Below are 19,826 nucleotides of genomic sequence, written 5' to 3'. Positions count from 1 at the left end.
CTTCCGGCGCCACTGCCATGTTGTCCCTCGCACTTGCAGGTCCAGGAGACGCAGTCATGCACACCAGCACGACAGGCCCGGCCGAAGCGCCGACAATCAGACCCGGTGGCCCGCTCAACCGGTTCTTCCGCATCGGTGAACGCGGCTCGACGTACGGCCGTGAGATACGCGGTGGGTTCGCCACCTTCTTCACCATGGCGTACATCCTCGTACTCAACCCGATCATCCTCAGCAGTACCGAGGACAAGTTCGGCCACCAGCTGGACGCCGGTCAACTAGCAACCGCCACGGCGCTGGTGGCCGCCGTGATGACCGTGATCATGGGTGTGGGCGGCAACCTGCCGCTCGCTCTGGCCGCGGGCCTGGGTCTCAACGCCGTCACCGCCTTCCAGATCGCCCCTCTGATGAGCTGGGACGACGCGATGGGCCTCATCGTGCTCGAAGGCCTGCTGATCTGCGTACTGGTGATGACCGGTCTGCGCGAGGCGATCATGTACGCCATTCCGCAACCCCTCAAGCAGGCCATCAGTGTCGGCATCGGCCTGTTCATCGCCTTCATCGGCTTCGTGGACGCCGGGTTCGTCACCCGCATCCCGGACGCCGCGAACACCACCGTGCCCGTTCAGATCGGCACAGGCACCCTCACCGGCTGGCCCATGCTCGTCTTCTGTCTCGGCGTGCTGTTGACGATCGTCCTCCTGGTCCGCAAGGTGCAGGGCGCCATCCTCATCAGCATTGTCGTGATGACCGTCGTCGCCGTCGTCATCAACGGGATCGCCGACATCAAGTCCTGGGGTCTGACCGAGCCCTCGCTGCCCGACAAGCCCGTCGCCGCACCCGACTTCGGACTCCTTGGCAAGTTCGATCTGTTCGGCTCGTTCGGTCAGGTCAGTGCGCTGACCGTCGTTCTGCTCGTCTTCACCCTCATCCTGTCCGACTTCTTCGACACGATGGGCACCGTCGTCGGCGTCACCGCCGAAGCCGGACTCCTCGACGAGCGCGGCCAGGTCCCCGGTCTGGGCCGCGTGCTGCTCATCGACGGTGTGGCCGCCGTCGCCGGCGGCGCCGCCTCCGCCTCGTCCGCCACCACGTACATCGAGTCCGCCGCGGGCGTCGGCGAAGGCGCACGCACCGGTTTCGCCAGCGTCATCACCGGCGGCCTGTTCGCCCTCGCCCTCTTCTTCACCCCCGTTCTCACCATCGTGCCCCTCCAGGCTGCGGCCCCCGCTCTCATCGCGGTCGGGTTCCTGATGATGACCCAGGTCAAGCACATCGACTGGGACCAGTACGAAGTCGCCATCCCCGCCTTCCTGACCATCGCCGTCATGCCGTTCACGTACTCCATCACCAACGGCATCGGCGCCGGCTTCCTCGCCTACGTGGTCATCAAGGCGTGCCTGGGCAAGGCCCGCGAAGTCCACTGGCTGCTCTGGGGCACCGCGGCGCTCTTCCTCGTCTACTTCGCCATCGACCCGCTGGAGCAGCTGCTCAACATCAAGTAGCCGACGTGGTGGACCCGAAACGGAGCGGGGGACGGCCCGGGACGATCAGCGACGGCGTGTGTGAGCACATCGCGTCCGCCTGATCGCCCGGACGTCCTCCGTCGGCCCGGAGACCACTGCCTGCACCCGCTGGTGCGACGCCCGCGCCGCCAAGGGCCGGCTCCGGCCGGCGGGCTTCTGTGACCAGGGTGGTGAGGAGCCAAAGGCTCTCTGTACGTGCGGTCTCCGTGCGCGGGGCGGCCCGAACTCTCCCGCATCCGCGTGGAGGACACCGACCTTCTCGGCCGTTCACGGCCGAGAAGGTGACGTACGCATCAGGTACGGGCCGTTCCCGTGAAGCCGGCGGTCACCACAGGTCAGATCCCGGCCGCCGCCGCCAGGTCCCGCTTGATCCCGGCGAGCAGCTCCGCACCCTTCGCGCGGGCCGCGGGCAGCTCGTCCGCCGAACCGACCGGCACCACGACCTCCAGGTAGCACTTGAGCTTCGGCTCGGTGCCGCTCGGGCGGACGATCACCCGGGCGCCGTCGAGGTGGTAGCGCAGCCCGTCGGTGGGCGGCAGCTGCTCCGTACCCTCCGACAGGTCTTCGGCCGAGGTGACGGCGAGGCCGGCGAGCGCGGTCGGAGGCTGCTCGCGGAGCCGCCGCATGGCGTCCGCGATGACCGACAGGTCCTCCACCCGTACCGACAGCTGGTCGGTGGCGTGCAGTCCGTGCTCGACCGCGATGTCGTCGAGGAGATCGAGGAGCGTACGGCCCTGCTCCTTGAGCATGGAGGCCAGCTCGGCGACGAGCAGGGCGGCCGTGATGCCGTCCTTGTCGCGTACGCCTTCCGGGTCGACGCAGTAGCCGAGCGCCTCCTCGTATCCGTACCGCAGGCCGTCGACGCGGGCGATCCACTTGAAGCCGGTCAGCGTCTCCTCGTACCCGTTGCCCGCCTTCTCGGCGATCCGGCCGAGCAGCGACGACGACACGATCGACTCGGCGAAGACGCCGGTGGCGCCTCGGGCGACCAGATGCGCGGCGAGCAGCGCGCCGACCTCGTCGCCGCGCAGCATTCGCCAGCCGCCGTCCGCGGTGGCGTCCGGCACGGCCACGGCGCAGCGGTCGGCGTCCGGGTCGTTGGCGATGACGAGGTCGGGGTCCGTGCGGCGTGCGGTGGCGAAGGCGAGATCCATCGCGCCGGGCTCTTCCGGATTGGGGAAGGCGACGGTGGGGAACGCCGGGTCGGGCTCCGCCTGCTCTGCGACGAGCACGGGCTCCGGGAACCCGGCCCGTGCGAAGGCGGCGGTCAGCACGGACGTGCCGACGCCGTGCATCGCGGTGTACACGACCCGGGCGGTACGTGGCGATCCGGTGGCGAGCACGGCGTCCGTACGGGCCAGGTAGGCCGCCAGGACCTCGTCGCCGAGGGTCTCCCAGCCGTCGTCGGGACGGGCCACTTTGTCGAGCGGGCCGACCGCGGCGATCGCGGCGGCGATCTCGCCGTCCGCCGGGGGGACGATCTGCGAGCCGTCGCCGAGATAGACCTTGTAGCCGTTGTCGCGCGGCGGATTGTGGCTGGCGGTCACCTCGACGCCCGCGACGGCACCCAGGTGCCGTATGGCGTATGCCAGCACAGGAGTGGGGAGCGGGCGGGGGAGTACCGCCGCGCGCAGGCCCGCGCCGGTCATCACGGCCGCGGTGTCGCGGGCGAAGTCGGCGGACTTGTAGCGGGCGTCGTACCCGATGACGACGAGCCCGCCGGTCCGTCCCTCGGCCTTGAGGTAGGCGGCGAGTCCGGCCGCGGCGCGGATGACGACCGCGCGGTTCATCCGCATCGGCCCGGCCCCCAGCTCGCCGCGGAGCCCGGCCGTGCCGAACTGCAGCGTGCCGGCGAACCGTGCGGCGAGCTCGTCGAGGTCCTCGGTGTCGATGAGCTTGGCGAGCTCGTCCCGGGTCTCGGGATCGGGGTCCTCCGCGAGCCATGTCCTGGCCTGCGCGATGAGGTCCTGCTGCACGGTGTCCGCCTTTCTGCGGGGTGGGGTGGGTTACGGGGGCGCTGCCCCCGGACCCCGCTCCTCAATCGCCGGGGGCTTACTTTTCAGCCTCGCCGGCGCCCGAGGCGCGGGGCCGGGGCGGAGCCCCGGTTCGGGAAGGGGCGGGGCGGGGAACAGGCCGCCGCGGGCGTCACGCCCACCCGGAACCCACCCCGCGACCCTCACCCCGGCTCAGATCCGCTCAAGCACCCGTGCCAGCAACGCCCCCATCCGGGTAGCGGAATCCCGCCCCGCCTGCAGCACCTCTTCATGGTTGAGCGGCTCCCCGCTCAGCCCCGCCGCCAGGTTCGTGACCAGCGAAATGCCCAGCACCTCGGCGCCCGCCTCCCGTGCGGCGATCGCCTCCAGCACGGTGGACATGCCGACCAGGTCGCCGCCCATGACACGGACCATGCTGATCTCGGCCGGGGTCTCGTAGTGCGGGCCGGGGAACTGCACGTACACACCCTCTTCGAGGGTCTCGTCGACCTCCTTGCACAGCGCGCGCAGCCGCGGCGAGTACAGGTCGGTCAGGTCGACGAAGTTGGCGCCGACGATGGGGGACGCCGCGGTCAGGTTGATGTGGTCGCTGATCAGGACCGGCTGCCCGGGGCGCATGCCCTCGCGCAGACCGCCGCAGCCGTTCGTCAGGACGACGGTCTTGCAGCCGGCGGCGACGGCGGTCCGGACCCCGTGGGCGACGGCGGCGACGCCGCGGCCCTCGTAGAAGTGCGTGCGGCCGAGGAAGACCAGGGCTCGCTTCTCGCCGATCCGGTACGAGCGGATCGTGCCGCCGTGCCCCTGCACGGCGGGCGCCGGGAAACCGGGCAGGTCGGTCACCGGGAACTCGGCCTCCGGAGTGCCGAGCGCATCGCCCGCAGGTGCCCAGCCGGAACCCATCACGAGCGCGACGTCGTGGGTCTCGGCACCGGTCAGCTCGCGCAGGCGGGCGGCGGCGTCGGCGGCGGCGGCGTGCGGGTCGCCCTGGATGTTGTCCGGAATAACTGATGCGTTCACGCGGATGAGGGTAGCCGGTGATTCCCTACGCGCGTAGATGCCCATGCGTAGAGTCTGCACGCGCTTCCTCGTACATTCACACAAAAGCGCTGGTCCGGCGGGTCAGCAGGGACGCTTGCGCAGTTCCATCACATAGTCGTGCGGCGCGCCCGCGGACTCCGCGGCGTCCGCGATCTCGCCCAGATAGCGGGCGGACGGCAGCCCGCCCTCGTACCCGTTCAGCACATACATCCAGGCCGGCTCCTCGCCGTCCAGGGTGTGCACACGCACCCGCATCCGCCGGTAGATGTCGAGGCCGACGCCCTCCCACCGGTCCATGGAGTCCTCGTCCATCGGCGCCAGGTCGTAGAGCGCCACGAAGACCTGGGAACGGGGGGCCTCCACCACCGTGGCGAGCGCGCCCTCCCAGCCCATCTGCTCCCCGCCGAAGGTCAGCCGCCAGCCGTTGAGCCAGCCGGTGCCGCGCAGCGGGGAATGCGGTGCGCGGCGCGTCATCAGCCGCGCGTCGAGGTTGCCGGCGTACGCGGCGTAGAGCGACATGGGGTCGAGGGTACGGGAGGCGGTGGGCGGAACGTCGATTCCTGTGAGGAAGACCCCCAACGGGGTTCCGTGCGGCGTTCCGCTTGCGTCCCGGAACCCCGTCGCGCACGCCCCGGCGCACGTATGGAGGGCCCCGGGGCGAAGCACCTTGGCGCGTGCGGGACAATGAAGTACGTACTGCATTCCCCGGGGCGACCCCCCGGACCCCCGGCCGGGGCAGCAGACGGCCGCGGGATGACACACGCGAGGCGGACTTTTCGTGACCCGGATCGTGATCATCGGCGGCGGACCCGGCGGGTACGAGGCGGCATTGGTGGGCGCCCAGCTCGGCGCGGAGGTGACCGTCGTCGACTGCGACGGCCTCGGCGGCGCGTCCGTGCTCACCGACTGCGTGCCCTCGAAGACCCTGATCGCGACGGCAGAGGTGATGACCACCTTCGACTCTTCGTACGAGGAGTTGGGCATCATCGTCGCGGACGACACGCCGCACATCGAGCAGGCGGCCCGTGTCGTCGGCGTCGACCTCGGCAAGGTGAACCGGCGCGTGAAGCGCCTGGCGCTCGCCCAGTCCCACGACATCACCGCCTCCGTCACCCGTGCGGGGGCGCGCGTGATGCGCGGTCGCGGCCGCCTCAAGGGCCTCCAGGCCGCCGACGGCTCCCGCACGGTCGTCGTGACCGCCGCCGACGGTACGGAGGAGACGCTCACCGCCGACGCCGTGCTGATCGCGACCGGTGGCCACCCCCGAGAGATTCCGGATGCGCTCCCCGACGGCGAGCGCATCCTGAACTGGACCCAGGTCTACGACCTCGACGAGCTCCCCGAGGAGCTCATCGTGGTCGGCTCCGGCGTGACGGGTGCCGAGTTCGCGGGCGCGTACCAGGCGCTCGGTTCACGCGTCACCCTCGTCTCGTCCCGTGACCGGGTGCTGCCGGGTGAGGACCCGGACGCGGCCGCCGTCCTGGAGGACGTCTTCCGGCGCCGCGGCATGAACGTCATGGCCCGCTCCCGCGCCCAGGCGGCGAAGCGCGTCGGCGACCGGGTCGAGGTCACCCTCGCCGACGGCCGGGTCATCTCCGGTTCGCACTGCCTGATGGCGGTCGGCGCGATCCCGAACAGCGCGGGCATGGGCCTGGAGGAGGCCGGGGTCAGGCTCAAGGAGTCCGGCCACATCTGGACCGACAAGGTCTCTCGCACCAGCGCCCCCGGTGTCTACGCGGCCGGTGACGTCACCGGGATCTTCGCCCTCGCCTCGGTCGCCGCCATGCAGGGCCGGATCGCGATGTACCACTTCCTCGGTGACGCGGTGGCCCCGCTGAACCTGAAGACGGTCTCCTCGAACGTCTTCACCGACCCCGAGATCGCCACCGTCGGCTACAGCCAGGCCGATGTCGACTGCGGCAAGATCGACGCGCGGGTGGTCAAGCTGCCGCTGCTGCGCAACCCGCGCGCCAAGATGCAGGGCATACGCGACGGCTTCGTCAAGATCTTCTGCCGGCCCGGCACCGGCATCGTGGTCGGCGGCTGTGTCGTCGCGCCGCGGGCGAGCGAGTTGATCCACCCCATCTCGATCGCGGTCGACAACAATCTGACGGTGGAGCAGATCGCAAACGCTTTCACTGTGTATCCGTCCCTGTCGGGATCGATCGCGGAAGTGGCCCGTCAGTTGCACACCCGTAAGCTCACAGGCGAGGCGTAAGCGCCTTCGGGAACCCGGCAATCCCCGGCAACTCCCGGCAGCTCAGGCGGTCGGGTGACCGTCTGGCGATCAGTACGGAACAACAACGGGGTCGCCTATACCACTTGGCGACCCCTTGTATGTACAACTTCTGTTATTCGGCGCAAACTGCTGAAAACACTCGGGCGTCACGTTACTGTCAGTTTCGTGTTCGCTGCAGAACGTCGTCAGTTGATCCTCGAAATGGTGCGTGCCAACGGGGCGGTATCGCTCCGTGAGCTCGCCCGCGTCGTCCAGACCTCCGAAGTGACCGTACGGCGGGACGTGCGGGCGCTGGAGGCAGAAGGACTCCTCGACCGCCGGCACGGCGGTGCGGTCTTGCCGGGCGGTTTTACGCGGGAGTCCGGCTTTCCGCAGAAATCCCATCTCGCCACCGCCGAGAAGACGGCCATCGCCGACCTGGCCGCCGGTCTTGTCGAAGAGGGTGAGGCCATCGTCGTCGGTGCCGGTACGACCACGCAGGAGCTGGCCCGTCGGCTCGCGCGGATCCCCGGTCTGACCGTCGTCACCAACTCGCTGCTGGTCGCCCAGGCGTTGGCCCATGCCAACCGGGTGGAAGTGGTGATGACCGGCGGCACCCTGCGCGGCTCCAACTACGCCCTGGTGGGCAGTGGGGCCGAGCAGTCCCTCCAGGGACTGCGGGTCTCGCGAGCGTTCCTCTCCGGGAGCGGGCTCACCGCGGAACGCGGCCTCTCCACGTCCAACATGCTCTCCGCGAGTGTGGACCGGGCCCTGGTGCAGGCCGCGGCGGAGGTGGTGGTCCTGGCCGACCACACCAAGCTCGGCTCCGACACCATGTTCCAGACGGTGCCGACGGATCTCATCACCCGTCTGGTGACGGACGAACCGGCCGGCCACGACGACCGTGCCGCCACCGAGCTGCAGGCCCTGGCCGACCAGGGGGTGCAGATCGCGGTGGCCGGGGCCGGCGTCGGCCCCGCATCGGCCGAGGCCCTCCCGCCGGGCCGCCAGACCCGCCGCGACATGCCGCTGCCAGGGCAGCGCCGTACGCGTGGAGGTGGTCCCGGGGGGCCCGGCCCGCAGCCGCTACGGAGCGCTGCGGTACTGGCGGAACAGGGGCAGGGGGATCGCGCGAGAGTGGCGGATCTGCGGCGCCGGTAGGGGGGCGGTGGTTACCTTTCCCCGACCCGCCCCTTCTCGAATCCGGGGCGGAGCCCCTGGTTGTTGTTCCAGCCCGTCCGGCGACCGAGGACCGGGGCCCGGGCGGCGCCCCGGTTCGGGGAAGGGGCGGCCAGGGGAACAGGCCCCGCGCAGCGGCCCGCAGCGCCCACAGGCGCCGCACCCCTCAACCCCCCTCCGCGTTCGGCCCCTTCAGCCCCTGCAAGGTCAGCATCAGCAGCCGCCCCGCCAACTCCGGATCATCCGGCGACTGCTCCGCAGCCAGCGCGATCGCGTTCGTCAGCTGCATCAGGTCGTCGATGGACACATCCGCCCGCACGGCCCCACTCGCCTGCGCCCGCGCCAGCAGCACCGCCCCCGCCTCGCGCAGCGGCACATTGCACTGCGAGAGTGCCGAAGTCTCGTCCCGTGACGTCGACATGAGCGCCTGGGCGAGCCCGCGGTACTCACCCGCATGAGTGATGATCGCGCCCAGCCACTCCACCAGGCCAGCGCAGGGCTGCTCCGCCCCCGCGAGTTCGCGGGAACGGGTGATCAGGGAGGTGAGGGCCTCCTGGAAGACGGCGTTCATCAGCGCGTGCCGGTTCGGGAAGTGCCGGTACAGCGTGCCGATCCCCACGCCCGCACGTCGCGCGATGTCCTCCAGGGACGCATCGGTGCCGTGTTCCGCGAAGGCGGTGCGGGCCTCACCCAGCAGCCGGTCGTAATTGCGGCGCGCGTCGGCACGCATGGGCCGGGCCGGCGTCTGTGCCGTGCTCATCGCCATTGCGCAGTCCTCCCTCGTTTCCGCCCCAGGGTCCAGGATGCCATTGCGTATCCGGAGGGCACCTACATCCCGTTGCGCACCGGGCTCGCCTTCCTGCCGCTCGCGGCCGCGGTCCGGGCGGCGGATCTGCCAGGGTCGGACGGGATGACCGAGGGCCACGCGACCGGGCTGCTCGCCGGGGCCGGCTTCCTGGCGCCGACCCTGATCCTGCTGCTCGCCACGAGGACGGCTGCCGCGCCACCCGCCGGGGAGTGACGCACGCCGCCGAACGACCGACCGGGGCCCCTGCGGAGCCGTTCGACTCCGCAGGGGCCCCGGCCGAACGTCGGGTACCGCTCGATCAGTCCTTGATCTCGCAGATCACGGCGCCGGAGGAGATCGAGCTGCCGACCTCGGCGGCGAGTCCCTTGACGGTGCCGGCGCGGTGCGCGTTCAGCGGCTGCTCCATCTTCATGGCCTCCAGGACGACGATGAGGTCGCCCTCGTTGACCTGCTGGCCCTCCTCGACGGCGATCTTGACGATGGTGCCCTGCATCGGGGACGCGAGGGTGTCGCCGGAGACCGCGGAGCCGCTCTTCTTCGCCGCGCGGCGCTTGGGCTTGGCGCCCGCCGCGAGCCCGGTACGGGCCAGGCTCATGCCCAGCGACGAGGGCAGCGAGACCTCGAGACGCTTGCCGCCGACCTCGACGACGACGGTCTCGCGGCCGACCTCCTCCTCCGCTTCCGCCTCGGCGGTGGCGGTGAAGGGCTTGATGTCGTTGACGAACTCGGTCTCGATCCAGCGGGTGTGGACCTGGAACGGGTCGCTGGTGAAAGCCGGGTCGGTGACGACGGCGCGGTGGAACGGAATGGCGGTGGCCATGCCCTCGACGTTGAACTCGGCCAGCGCGCGTGCCGCCCGCTGCAGCGCCTGCTCACGGGTCGCACCGGTCACGATGAGCTTCGCCAGGAGCGAGTCCCAGGCGGGGCCGATGACGGAACCGGACTCCACGCCTGCGTCGAGGCGGACACCGGGGCCGGTCGGCGGGGCGAACGTGGTCACCGTGCCCGGGGCGGGCAGGAAGCCTCGGCCCGGGTCCTCGCCGTTGATCCGGAACTCGAACGAGTGCCCGCGCATGGCCGGGTCGTCGTAGCCGAGCTTCTCGCCGTCGGCGATGCGGAACATCTCGCGTACGAGGTCGAGGCCGGTGACCTCCTCGGTGACCGGGTGCTCGACCTGGAGGCGGGTGTTGACCTCCAGGAACGAGATGGTGCCGTCCGTGCCGACGAGGAACTCCACGGTGCCCGCACCGATGTAACCGGCCTCCTTGAGGATGGCCTTCGACGCCGCGTACAGCTCCGCGTTCTGCGCCTTGGAGAGGAACGGCGCGGGGGCCTCCTCGACCAGCTTCTGGTGGCGGCGCTGGAGCGAGCAGTCACGGGTGGAGACGACGACGACGTTGCCGTGGCTGTCGGCCAGGCACTGCGTCTCGACGTGGCGCGGCTTGTCGAGGTAGCGCTCCACGAAGCACTCCCCGCGGCCGAACGCCGCGACGGCCTCACGGACCGCGGAGTCGTACAGCTCCGGGATCTCCTCCAGCGTGCGCGCCACCTTCAGCCCGCGACCGCCACCACCGAAGGCGGCCTTGATCGCGATCGGCAGCCCGTGCTCCTTCGCGAAGGCCACGACCTCGGCTGAGCCCTCGACCGGGTCGGGCGTACCGGCCACCAGCGGGGCACCGGCGCGCTGCGCGATGTGACGGGCGGCGACCTTGTCACCGAGGTCCCGGATCGCCTGCGGCGGCGGGCCGATCCAGGTCAGACCCGCGTCGATGACGGCCTGGGCGAATTCGGCGTTCTCCGACAGGAAGCCGTATCCCGGGTGGATCGCGTCCGCCCCGGAGTCCTTGGCAGCCTGGAGCACCTTGGCCATGTCCAGGTAGCTGGCGGCCGGGGTGTCACCGCCCAGAGCGAATGCCTCGTCGGCCGCGCGTACATGCAGAGCGTCGCGGTCCGGGTCGGCGTAGACGGCCACGCTCCCGATTCCGGCATCCCGGCATGCCCGAGCAACACGGACAGCGATTTCGCCACGGTTGGCGATGAGCACCTTGCGCACGATGGCTCCCTCCTTGAAACAAGCTGAGTTTAGGGACTACCGACACGGCCCTACGACCCGTCCCCATTGGTGAGCTTGCCCACACGGAGTGTGATTCGAGGCTTGCTCAAGTCGCGAAAATCCCTTGTGGCACCACGGTACGCCGGGATTCATGACCGCACAGTAGCCACGAGGTGTGGTCCAGGTCTCTGTTACTGCAAGCAGCCACGCACGGCGTTTCTTTGTCGAGTCCCCACTAACGGGCGAACGATTCTTTGCCCGACGCACGAGAGGCGCGACAAGGGGGGTGCGAGGAAAGTGCACGGGTGCGCCTCAGTGGTACGGGGTGGGAGCGAAGGCCGTCCGGACCCTTGTCCGGAGCGATACCCGTGAGTAGGGTCCGCGCTATCGCACGTACTGCAGGTAACAGGGGGTGAGCACCGTGGTGCGCAGACCGGTGGCGTTCGTGACCGCGATCGTGCTGTTCGTGGAGGCCTTGGGCATCGTGGTCATCAACGGCATCCTGGCGACGGTCGTCAAGAACCAGGACATGTCACTGGCCGGGCTGGAATCCGCAGCCATGTCCAACGGCACATGGGCGATGGGCGGCGCCTTCGGCCTGTATCTGCTGCTGTGCGGGCTGGTCCTCCTGCTGGCCGGCATCCGCGACCGGGCCCCAGGCCGTATCGGCCGTATCGCCCTCATCACCTGCGCCGTGGTGCACGGGGTGCTGGGTGCGCTGACGGTGGGGCTGGTCGGCTGGGCCGCGTTCGCGTGTCTGATGGTGGTGCTCGGGCTGATCGTGCTGACGCTGGTGGCGTACGGCCCCGAGGCCGGCGGGTCGACGGACGAGGCCGAACCCGGCGCTCCGGCCACGGCCTGACGCAGAACGGGTCCGGCTGAGAGCCTGTCGGGTGACCTCCGACCGGGCGGCCACGCCCTGGCACGCACGCTTCCCGCGTTGTCGTCAGTCACCGACTCCCCCATAGCTGAAGGCATGGGGGGACCCCCTTCGCGTCGACTTTCTCCTCCGCCTTGGAATCGCACGCACCAGACCGCGTCCGCTATCCGATCGGAGGTCACCCGACAGGCTCTCAGAGCCTGTCGGATGACCTCTGACCGGGCAGCCACGCCCTGGCACGCACGCTTCCCGCGTTGCCGAAATGCCCTAGTAGCTCCTTCCCCAAGCTCTCAACTTCGTTCGAGCAGGGGAGGCCCCATCCGAGGACATCCCGGCGCCTTGGAATCGCACGCACCAGACCGCGTCCGCTATCCGATCGGAGGTCACCCGACAGGCTCTCAGACCCACAGCTCGGTCACGGAGATCCCCAGCTCGCCCAGCAGCCGGCGCAGCAGCGGCAGCGAGAGCCCGATGACATTGCCGTGGTCGCCCTCGATGGAGTCGACGAACGGCGCCGAACGGCCGTCCAGCGTGAAGGCGCCCGCCACGTGGAGCGGCTCGCCCGAGGCCACGTAGGCGGCGATCTCGGCGTCCGTCGGTTCGCCGAAGCGGACGGTCGTGGAGGCGGTCGCCGAGGCCGTACGTCCGGTCGCGGTGTCGATCACGCTGTGGCCGGTCTGCAGCACACCGGCGCGGCCGCGCATGGACTTCCAGCGGGCGATGGCCTCCTCGCTGTCGGCCGGCTTGCCGAGCGCCTCGCCGTCGAGTTCGAGCACCGAGTCGCACCCGATGACCAGGGCACCAGCCGCCTCCGGACGGCCGGACACCGCGGCGGCCTTGGCCTCGGCGAGAACGAGCGCCAGCTCGGCCGGCGTCGGGGCGCTCAGCGCGTCCTCGTCCACCCCGCTGACGATCACCTCGGGCGCGAATCCGGCCTGCCGCAGAAGGCCGAGACGGGCGGGGGAGGCGGAAGCGAGCACGAGACGGCGCTGATCAGTCATACGCGCCATCGTAGAAGGGGCGAGCCGGTATCCGGCCCGCCCGGGCAGATTTCAGCCCGTCCGGCGTTCAGCCGGGAAGGGGCGGGCAGGGGAACAAGCCCCGCGCAGCGGCCACCCCGCCCCGCGCCCTACCGCGCCCCCACCGCGCCCCTCACCGCGTCCCGAGCACGAACATCGCGACCACCATCGCGAGCGCAAGCACCAGTCCCGCGCGCCGCATCATGTCCTGGGCGTCGCGCAGTTCCTTCGGCGGCTTGTTCTCCGGGTCGGACCACAGCATGGGACCGATCCTGCTGCGGAGGCGGATACCGCGCCTGAGTACAGGTACTCAGCCGCCCTGGTGCTTACGGACCAGATCGCGCCCGGACACACCGGAGGTCCGGCCCCCAAAGGGCCGGACCTCCGAAAACGTGCGCGAACAGGTACTCCTGCGACTACCCGGGCCAGTACGTTCGCGCCCAGGCCCGCGGCCCCGGCAGCCGGCGCTCGCGCCGGGCGATACGCCCCGGGTCGGACCACTGGCCGGGCAGCGTCGGCGCGCCGGACGACGCATCGGACGCCGTCGCCGCGGCACGCGCCCGGACCACCGCCAGCGCGGCAGCCAGCTCCTCAGGGGTCGGGTTGCCCCGTACGACCTTGATCATGGCCAGGACCCTTTCTAGAGGGGGATGTTGCCGTGCTTCTTCGGGGGCAGCGACTCCCGCTTCGTGCGCAGCTGGCGCAGCCCCTTCACGATATGGGCGCGGGTGTCGCACGGCAGGATCACCGCGTCGACGTAGCCGCGTTCGGCCGCCACGTACGGGTTGAGCAGCGTGTCCTCGTAGTCGGCGATCAGCTCGGCGCGGGTGGCTTCTGCCTCGTCGGGGTCCGTGACGGCTGCGATGGTGCGGCGGTGCAGGATGTTCACGGCGCCCTGCGCGCCCATCACGGCGATCTGCGCGGTCGGCCAGGCGACGTTGATGTCGGCGCCGAGGTGCTTGGAGCCCATGACGTCGTACGCGCCGCCGAAGGCCTTGCGGGTGATCACCGTGATCAGCGGGACGGTCGCTTCCGCGTAGGCGTAGATCAGCTTGGCGCCGCGGCGGATGATGCCGCCGTACTCCTGGTCGACGCCGGGCAGGAAGCCGGGGACGTCGACGAAGGTCAGGACGGGCACGTTGAAGGCGTCGCAGGTGCGGACGAACCGTGCCGCCTTCTCGCTCGCGTTGATGTCCAGGCAGCCGGCGAACTGCATCGGCTGGTTGGCGACGATGCCGACCGGGTAGCCCTCGACACGCCCGAAGCCGGTGATGATGTTCGGCGCGAACAGGGACTGGGTCTCCAGGAATTCGCCGTCGTCCAGCACGTGCTCGATGGCGGTGTGCATGTCGTACGGCTGGTTCGCCGAGTCCGGGACGAGGGTGTCGAGCTCGCGGTCCTCGTCGGTGGTGGCGAGATCCGCCTCCTCCGGAAAGGCCGGCGCTTCGGACAGGTTGTTCGAAGGGAGGTACGACAGCAGCGACTTGACGTACTCGATGGCGTCCTTCTCGTCGCCCGCCATGTGATGCGCCACACCCGAAGTGGTGTTGTGGGTGCGGGCTCCGCCCAGCTCCTCGAAGCCGACGTCCTCGCCGGTGACCGTCTTGATGACGTCGGGGCCGGTGATGAACATGTGCGAGGTCTGGTCGACCATGACCGTGAAGTCGGTGATCGCGGGGGAGTAGACCGCTCCGCCCGCGCACGGTCCGACGATCAGCGAGATCTGCGGGACGACGCCCGAGGCGTGCACATTGCGGCGGAAGATCTCGGCGAACAGGCCGAGCGCGGCCACACCCTCCTGGATGCGGGCGCCGCCGCCGTCGTTGATGCCGATGACCGGGCAGCCGGTCTTCAGCGCGAAGTCCATGACCTTGACGATTTTCTCGCCGTAGACCTCGCCGAGCGAGCCGCCGAAGATGGTGAAGTCCTGCGAGTACACGCAGACGGGGCGGCCGTCGACCGTGCCGTAGCCGGTGACGACGCCGTCTCCGTAGGGGCGGTTCTTCTCGATACCGAAGTTGGTGGAACGGTGCCGGGCGAATTCGTCGAGCTCCACGAAGGAGCCCTGGTCGAGCAGCAGGTCGATCCGCTCGCGGGCGGTCAGCTTGCCCTTCGCATGCTGCTTCTCGACCGCGAGCTCGGAGCCCGCGTGCGTTGCTTCGTCGATACGGCGCTGCAGGTCCGCGATCTTGCCCGCGGTGGTGTGGATGTCGATCTCTTCCGGCTCGGACATCGGGTGGCGGCTCCCTGCCTGGTCACGGGGACGACTGTGCTGCTGATCAGGTACTGAACACCTACTGATCCGTAGGGTATCGGCGTGGATACGGTTCGGCAGTGCGTCGTTTGCCACACCTAGTCTGGCTTGCATGACACCTTCGGATGCGTCTCACAGCCGCTGGTCGGACCTGGACCGACCGCCCCTGAACGTCCCCGCGCTGCGCCGCGGGCTGCTGCGGCCGGGCGGACTGTGGACCTCGCTCGACGTCGTGGAGACCACCGGGTCCACCAACTCCGATCTTGCCGGGCGAGCGGCGGCGGGGCTCGCAGGCGGCGCCGTGCTGGTCGCCGAGGAACAGACCGCGGGCCGCGGCCGCCTCGACCGCGCATGGACGGCTCCGGCCCGTTCGGGCCTGTTCCTCTCCGTCTTCCTGACGCCGGGCGATGTCCCCGTACACCGGTGGGGCTGGCTGCCGCTGCTCACCGGCGTCGCGGTGGCGACGGGTCTGGCCCGTGCGGCGGGCGTCGACACGTTCCTCAAGTGGCCCAACGATCTCCTCGTGACGATCCCCAAGGACTCCGACAAGCTCCGTCCAGGGGAGACCCCACTGGGCGAGGAGCGCAAGACGGGCGGCATCCTGGCCGAGCGCGCCGGGGACGGCGTCGTCGTGGGCATCGGCCTCAACGTGTCCCTGCGCGCCGACGAACTCCCCGCCCCCACGGCCGGCTCGCTGGCCCTGGCCGGGGCGGTCTCCACCGACCGCGAGACGCTGCTGCGGGGCGTACTGCGCTCGCTGGAGCACTGGTATGGCCAGTGGCGCGCGGCGGACGGCGACGCGGCGGCGAGCGGCCTGCAGGCGGCGTACGCGGCGGGCTGCGCGACGCTCGGCCGGACGGTACGTGCCCAGCTGCCCGGCGGCCGCACGCTCACCGGCGAGGCCGTGGCGATCGACGGCGACGGCCGACTGATCCTGTCCACCGACGACGGCCTCCAGGAACCCGTATCGGCGGGCGACATCGTGCACCTGCGGGGTATCGGCGGCGGCCTGACGTGAGGCAGCGGCGGTCGCGCAAGGCCGCCCTCCACCTCACCCGGACACGTACCGGGGCAACGCCTGGGCCGCGCGTGCGGGGCGCCGCGGTGTGTCTGCGCCTGCCCTCCGCCTCCGGCCTGCCTCGGCACGTACCGGGGGCATGAATCCTTGCCCTCCTGGAAACCGCCTACCGGTCGCAACCACTCACACCCCCGGCCCGCCCGGGAACATTCCCGGAAGGCTTCAGGGCCCTTGCCCTCCTGGAAACCACCCACTGGTCGCAACCACTCACGCCCCCGGCCCGCCCGGGAACATTCCCGGAAGGCTTCAGGGCCCTTGCCCTCCTGGAAACCACCCACCGGCTGCAACCACTCACGCCCCCGGCCCGCCCAGGAACATTCCCGGAAGACTCAGCGACGTGAGCCACGGCACACCTGCCGTATCGTTGAGGCGATCCACCGACAGATCGGCAGGGCAGTGCGCAGGGAACGGGCAGGAGGCGGCTGGTGACCGTCGACGACACGACCTCCGGTGCGGGTGCGGAGCCCCCGTCGGACCCCTCGGTCCACCCGACACCGCATCACGAAGTCGACCATACGGCGGAACCGACCGACGATCCCCTCGCGATCCGGCTGGAACAGCTGATCCTGGGCGCCGACCGGCGCTACACGCCGTTCCAGGCGGCCCGTACCGCCGGCGTCTCGATGGACCTGGCCTCCCGGTTCTGGCGGGCCATGGGCTTCGCCGACATCGGGCAGGCCAGGGCGCTCACCGAGGCCGATGTGCTGGCGCTGCGCCGGCTCGCCGGTCTCGTCGAGGCGGGGCTGCTCAGCGAGCCGATGGCGATCCAGGTGGCCCGGTCCACCGGGCAGACCACTGCCCGGCTGGCGGAGTGGCAGATCGATTCCTTCCTGGAGGGTCTGACCGAGCCGCCCGAGCCCGGCATGACCCGGACCGAGGTCACGTACCCGCTGGTCGAGCTGCTCCTCCCGGAACTGGAGGAGTTCCTGGTGTACGTGTGGCGGCGCCAGCTCGCCGCCGCCACCGGCCGGGTCGTGCAGGCCGCCGACGACGAGGAAATGGTCGACCGGCGCCTGGCCGTCGGCTTCGCCGACCTCGTCGGGTTCACCCGGCTGACCCGGCGGCTGGAGGAGGAGGAGCTCGGCGAACTGGTCGAGTCGTTCGAGACCACCTGCGCCGACCTGGTCGCCGCCCACGGCGGCCGGCTCATCAAGACCCTCGGCGACGAGGTCCTCTACGCCGCCGACGACGCACGCACCGCGGCCGAGATCGCGCTGCGCCTGATCGAGGCGATGACCCAGGACGAGACCATGCCCGCGCTGCGCGTCGGCATCGCTTTCGGCACGGTCACCACCCGAATGGGCGATGTCTTCGGTACGACGGTGAACCTCGCCAGCCGGCTGACCTCGATAGCGCCGAAGGACGCCGTGCTGGTGGACGGGGCGTTCGCGGAGGAGCTGACCCGTACCGGCGACGCTCCGTCCTCCGAGGCGCAGGCGGCGGAGGAGGCCGCAGCGGCCGAGAAGGAGCGCGAGAGCGGCGTGGAGCCGACGGCCGTGCCCAAGTACCGCTACGGGCTGCAGCCGATGTGGCAGCGCCCGGTGCGCGGCCTCGGCGTCGTGGAGCCCTGGCTGCTGGCGCGCCGGGGCACGTCCTGACACAACCCCGGACCGCTGTCCGGGGCGCCCCATAGGATCCCTCCGGTAACGATCGTTAACCGGAGGGGTGCAGTCATGACCGTCACGTCCGAGCAGCGGTTCGGGGAATTCGTCGTCGTACGGGTCCACGAGGGACAGGAACACGTCGCCGAGCTGGTCCTCGACCGGCCCAAGGCGATGAACGCCGTGTCCACGGACATGGCCCGCTCGATCGCCGCCGCCTGCGCCGCGCTCGCCGCCGACCCGGGTGTACGGGTCACCGTCCTCACCTCCAGCCATGAGCGGGCGTTCTGTGTGGGCGCGGACCTGAAGGAGCGCAACTCCTTCACCGACGCCGAGCTGCTGCGCCAGCGCCCCACCGCCCGCGCCGCGTACACCGGCGTACTCGAACTGCCGATGCCGACGATCGCGGCCGTGCACGGTTTCGCGCTCGGCGGTGGATTCGAGCTGGCCCTGTCCTGCGATCTGATCGTCGCCGACCGCACGGCGGTGGTGGGCCTGCCCGAGGTGTCGGTCGGCGTGATTCCGGGTGGTGGTGGTACGCAGTTGCTGCCGCGGCGGATCGGTGCGGCGCGCGCCGCCGAGCTGGTCTTCACGGCCCGGCGGGTGGAGGCGGCCGAGGCCCGTGATTCGGGGCTGGTCGACGAGCTGGTGGAGGCGGGACGGGACCGTGAGGCCGCGCTGGCGCTCGCGGGCCGGATCGCCGCCAACTCCCCGGTGGGGCTGCGGGCTGCCAAGCGGGCGCTGCGGCTGGGGCACGGCCTCGATCTCCGGGCCGGACTCGAAGTCGAGGACGCCGCCTGGCGCTCGGTGGCCTTCTCCGGCGACCGGGCCGAGGGTGTGGCCGCGTTCAACGAGAAGAGGAAGCCGAACTGGCCCGGCGAGTGACGTTGTGTATGCGCAAGGCTGCGCAGCGAACATGGTCGACGTCCCAAACTGATCAAATCACCACAGAGCTACATATGCTGTAGCGATGGGTGGTGATGATGCGCGGCTGCGGGCCGTGGTTTCGCTTGCGCAGGCGATGGCGGCGGCACACACCCCGCGGGGGTCGTGGCGAGCGGCTGCGCTGGGGGCGTGCGAGGCGTTGGGCGGCAGTTTCGCCGCGCTCTCCGTCTGGGAGCGCGGGCGCGGGCGGCTGCGCGTGCTGGTCAACGCGGGCGAACGGGCCGAAGGGGAGGAGGAGTTCCCCGAGGAGGAGACGTACCCGGTGCATCGGTTCCCGGAGATCGCCGAGTTCCTGCATGAACGGTGGGCCGGGGGCGGTGAGCCGGACGCCTGGGTGGAGACCGCCGACGGCCCGGTGGGCGGCATGCCGGGCGGGGGTGCGGGGGTGCGGGGGTACGGGCATGTGTACTGCCACGAGCGGGTGGCCGCCCTGCGCCGGCGCCGGCGCGGCTGTTGCGTGGTCGCGCCGATCGTGCTCCACGGGCGGGCCTGGGGCGAGCTCTATGTGGCCCGCCCGGTGGGGGAGCCGGTGTTCGGGCGGGAGGACGCGGACCTCGCGACCGTGCTGGCTGCCGTCGTCGCCGCCGGGATCGCCCAGACCGAGCGGCTGGAAGAGCTCCGCAAGCTCGCCTTCACCGATCCGCTCACCGGGCTGGCCAACCGCCGCGCAGTCGATGTGCGGCTCGACGAGGCGGTGGAGCAGCATCAGGCGGACGGGGCAGTGGTCAGCCTGGTCGTCTGCGACCTCAACGGTCTGAAGCGGGTCAACGACAGCCATGGCCACGCGGTCGGCGACCGTCTGCTGGAACGTTTCGGCTCGGTGCTGTCCCGCTGCGGTGCCATGCTGCCCGGTGCGCTCGCGGCCCGGCTCGGCGGCGATGAGTTCTGCCTGCTCGCGGTGGGCCCCGAGGTGGACGAAGTGATCCGGGTGGCCGCCGAACTCTGCGAACGGGCAGCCGAGTTGGAGCTCGGCGACGGGGTGGCTTGCGGGATCGCGTCGACCGGTGATCCGATCGGCCCGGTGGTGTCGGCGCGGCGGCTGTTCCGGCTGGCGGACGCGGCCCAGTACCGGGCGAAGGCGGCCCGCTCCACGAAGCCGGTGGTGGCGGGGCGCGACGGCGAGGTGATCCGGCTGGCCGACTCGCCGCCGAAGTCCCCGCACGACCGCCGCCACCTGCGCGGCAGTCGGCCCTGACTGTGTGACCGGATCGGTAAGGGGTCAACCGTACGACCACT

At 70.7% G+C, this 19,826-nt stretch carries 18 protein-coding genes; 9 read left to right on the top strand and 9 right to left on the bottom strand.

Features of this window, described 5'->3' with window-relative positions:
* Nucleotides 1-56 precede the first annotated feature (56 nt).
* A complete protein-coding gene (locus tag ACIPEK_RS13080) occupies nt 57-1,502 on the top strand; it encodes an NCS2 family permease (protein WP_401994503.1) in 1,446 nt (481 codons plus the stop codon).
* A 356-nt stretch (nt 1,503-1,858) separates the two neighbouring features.
* On the opposite strand, the gene ACIPEK_RS13075 is transcribed toward ACIPEK_RS13080, so the two are convergent.
* The 3 genes from ACIPEK_RS13075 to ACIPEK_RS13065 form a co-directional block, all read right to left on the bottom strand.
* The gene (locus ACIPEK_RS13075) at nt 1,859-3,499 is read right to left on the bottom strand and encodes a phospho-sugar mutase (RefSeq protein ID WP_401994500.1); all 1,641 of its coding nucleotides are present in this window, start codon (nt 3,497-3,499) and stop codon (nt 1,859-1,861) included.
* A 210-nt stretch (nt 3,500-3,709) separates the two neighbouring features.
* A complete protein-coding gene (locus tag ACIPEK_RS13070; RefSeq protein ID WP_383075566.1) occupies nt 3,710-4,534 on the bottom strand; it encodes a purine-nucleoside phosphorylase in 825 nt (274 codons plus the stop codon).
* A gap of 102 nt (nt 4,535-4,636) precedes the next feature.
* Nucleotides 4,637-5,074 (bottom strand): gamma-glutamylcyclotransferase, encoded by a 438-nt coding sequence (locus tag ACIPEK_RS13065; protein WP_072486709.1) that lies wholly within the window; start codon nt 5,072-5,074, stop codon nt 4,637-4,639.
* A 259-nt stretch (nt 5,075-5,333) separates the two neighbouring features.
* On the opposite strand from ACIPEK_RS13065, the gene ACIPEK_RS13060 reads away from it, so the two are divergent.
* Together ACIPEK_RS13060 and ACIPEK_RS13055 are read left to right on the top strand one after the other, a co-directional pair.
* Nucleotides 5,334-6,773: an NAD(P)H-quinone dehydrogenase gene (locus ACIPEK_RS13060; protein ID WP_401994497.1), complete on the top strand. Its 1,440-nt coding sequence runs from the start codon at nt 5,334-5,336 to the stop codon at nt 6,771-6,773.
* A gap of 186 nt (nt 6,774-6,959) precedes the next feature.
* Nucleotides 6,960-7,934: a DeoR/GlpR family DNA-binding transcription regulator gene (locus ACIPEK_RS13055; RefSeq protein WP_401994494.1), complete on the top strand. Its 975-nt coding sequence runs from the start codon at nt 6,960-6,962 to the stop codon at nt 7,932-7,934.
* A gap of 184 nt (nt 7,935-8,118) precedes the next feature.
* On the opposite strand, the gene ACIPEK_RS13050 is transcribed toward ACIPEK_RS13055, so the two are convergent.
* Entirely contained in the window at nt 8,119-8,718 is a 600-nt protein-coding gene (locus tag ACIPEK_RS13050) for a TetR/AcrR family transcriptional regulator (RefSeq protein WP_401994491.1), read from the bottom strand.
* Nucleotides 8,719-8,790: 72 nt separating this feature from the next.
* Between ACIPEK_RS13050 and ACIPEK_RS13045 the strand changes: the two genes are divergently transcribed.
* Complete coding sequence (locus tag ACIPEK_RS13045) at nt 8,791-8,973, top strand: hypothetical protein (protein ID WP_401994488.1); 183 nt, start codon at nt 8,791-8,793, stop codon at nt 8,971-8,973.
* 85 nt (nt 8,974-9,058) lie between these two features.
* Here ACIPEK_RS13045 and ACIPEK_RS13040 read toward each other — a convergent pair whose 3' ends face one another.
* Nucleotides 9,059-10,813: an acetyl/propionyl/methylcrotonyl-CoA carboxylase subunit alpha gene (locus ACIPEK_RS13040; RefSeq protein ID WP_401994485.1), complete on the bottom strand. Its 1,755-nt coding sequence runs from the start codon at nt 10,811-10,813 to the stop codon at nt 9,059-9,061.
* 412 nt (nt 10,814-11,225) lie between these two features.
* On the opposite strand from ACIPEK_RS13040, the gene ACIPEK_RS13035 reads away from it, so the two are divergent.
* On the top strand, nt 11,226-11,675 hold the full coding sequence (locus ACIPEK_RS13035; protein ID WP_401994482.1) for a hypothetical protein: 450 nt from the start codon (nt 11,226-11,228) through the stop codon (nt 11,673-11,675).
* 416 nt (nt 11,676-12,091) lie between these two features.
* Here the strand turns inward: ACIPEK_RS13035 and ACIPEK_RS13030 are convergent, their stop codons facing one another.
* The 4 genes from ACIPEK_RS13030 to ACIPEK_RS13015 form a co-directional block, all read right to left on the bottom strand.
* Entirely contained in the window at nt 12,092-12,703 is a 612-nt protein-coding gene (locus ACIPEK_RS13030; protein WP_401994479.1) for a Maf family protein, read from the bottom strand.
* 142 nt (nt 12,704-12,845) lie between these two features.
* Nucleotides 12,846-12,974 carry a morphogenic membrane protein MmpB gene (mmpB, locus tag ACIPEK_RS13025; protein WP_093900106.1) on the bottom strand — a complete coding sequence of 43 codons (129 nt, stop codon included), beginning with the start codon at nt 12,972-12,974 and terminating at the stop codon, nt 12,846-12,848.
* A gap of 154 nt (nt 12,975-13,128) precedes the next feature.
* Entirely contained in the window at nt 13,129-13,338 is a 210-nt protein-coding gene (locus ACIPEK_RS13020) for an acyl-CoA carboxylase epsilon subunit (protein ID WP_266358479.1), read from the bottom strand.
* Between the two features lie 14 nt (nt 13,339-13,352).
* A complete protein-coding gene (locus ACIPEK_RS13015; RefSeq protein WP_401994475.1) occupies nt 13,353-14,945 on the bottom strand; it encodes an acyl-CoA carboxylase subunit beta in 1,593 nt (530 codons plus the stop codon).
* Between the two features lie 133 nt (nt 14,946-15,078).
* Between ACIPEK_RS13015 and ACIPEK_RS13010 the strand changes: the two genes are divergently transcribed.
* The 4 genes from ACIPEK_RS13010 to ACIPEK_RS12995 all read left to right on the top strand — a co-directional run bounded on the left by ACIPEK_RS13010 (nt 15,079) and on the right by ACIPEK_RS12995 (nt 19,785).
* Nucleotides 15,079-15,984: a biotin--[acetyl-CoA-carboxylase] ligase gene (locus ACIPEK_RS13010; RefSeq protein ID WP_401994472.1), complete on the top strand. Its 906-nt coding sequence runs from the start codon at nt 15,079-15,081 to the stop codon at nt 15,982-15,984.
* Nucleotides 15,985-16,469: 485 nt separating this feature from the next.
* Complete coding sequence (locus tag ACIPEK_RS13005) at nt 16,470-17,642, top strand: adenylate/guanylate cyclase domain-containing protein (RefSeq protein ID WP_401994469.1); 1,173 nt, start codon at nt 16,470-16,472, stop codon at nt 17,640-17,642.
* Between the two features lie 75 nt (nt 17,643-17,717).
* A complete protein-coding gene (locus tag ACIPEK_RS13000; RefSeq protein WP_383075548.1) occupies nt 17,718-18,530 on the top strand; it encodes an enoyl-CoA hydratase/isomerase family protein in 813 nt (270 codons plus the stop codon).
* An 85-nt stretch (nt 18,531-18,615) separates the two neighbouring features.
* A complete protein-coding gene (locus tag ACIPEK_RS12995) occupies nt 18,616-19,785 on the top strand; it encodes a diguanylate cyclase domain-containing protein (protein ID WP_401994466.1) in 1,170 nt (389 codons plus the stop codon).
* Nucleotides 19,786-19,826: the final 41 nt, after the last annotated feature.

The sequence above is a fragment of the Streptomyces sp. NPDC088246 genome, assembly GCF_044741025.1.
Classification (GTDB): domain Bacteria; phylum Actinomycetota; class Actinomycetes; order Streptomycetales; family Streptomycetaceae; genus Streptomyces.
This window is presented reverse-complemented; position numbering and strand designations above follow the sequence as displayed.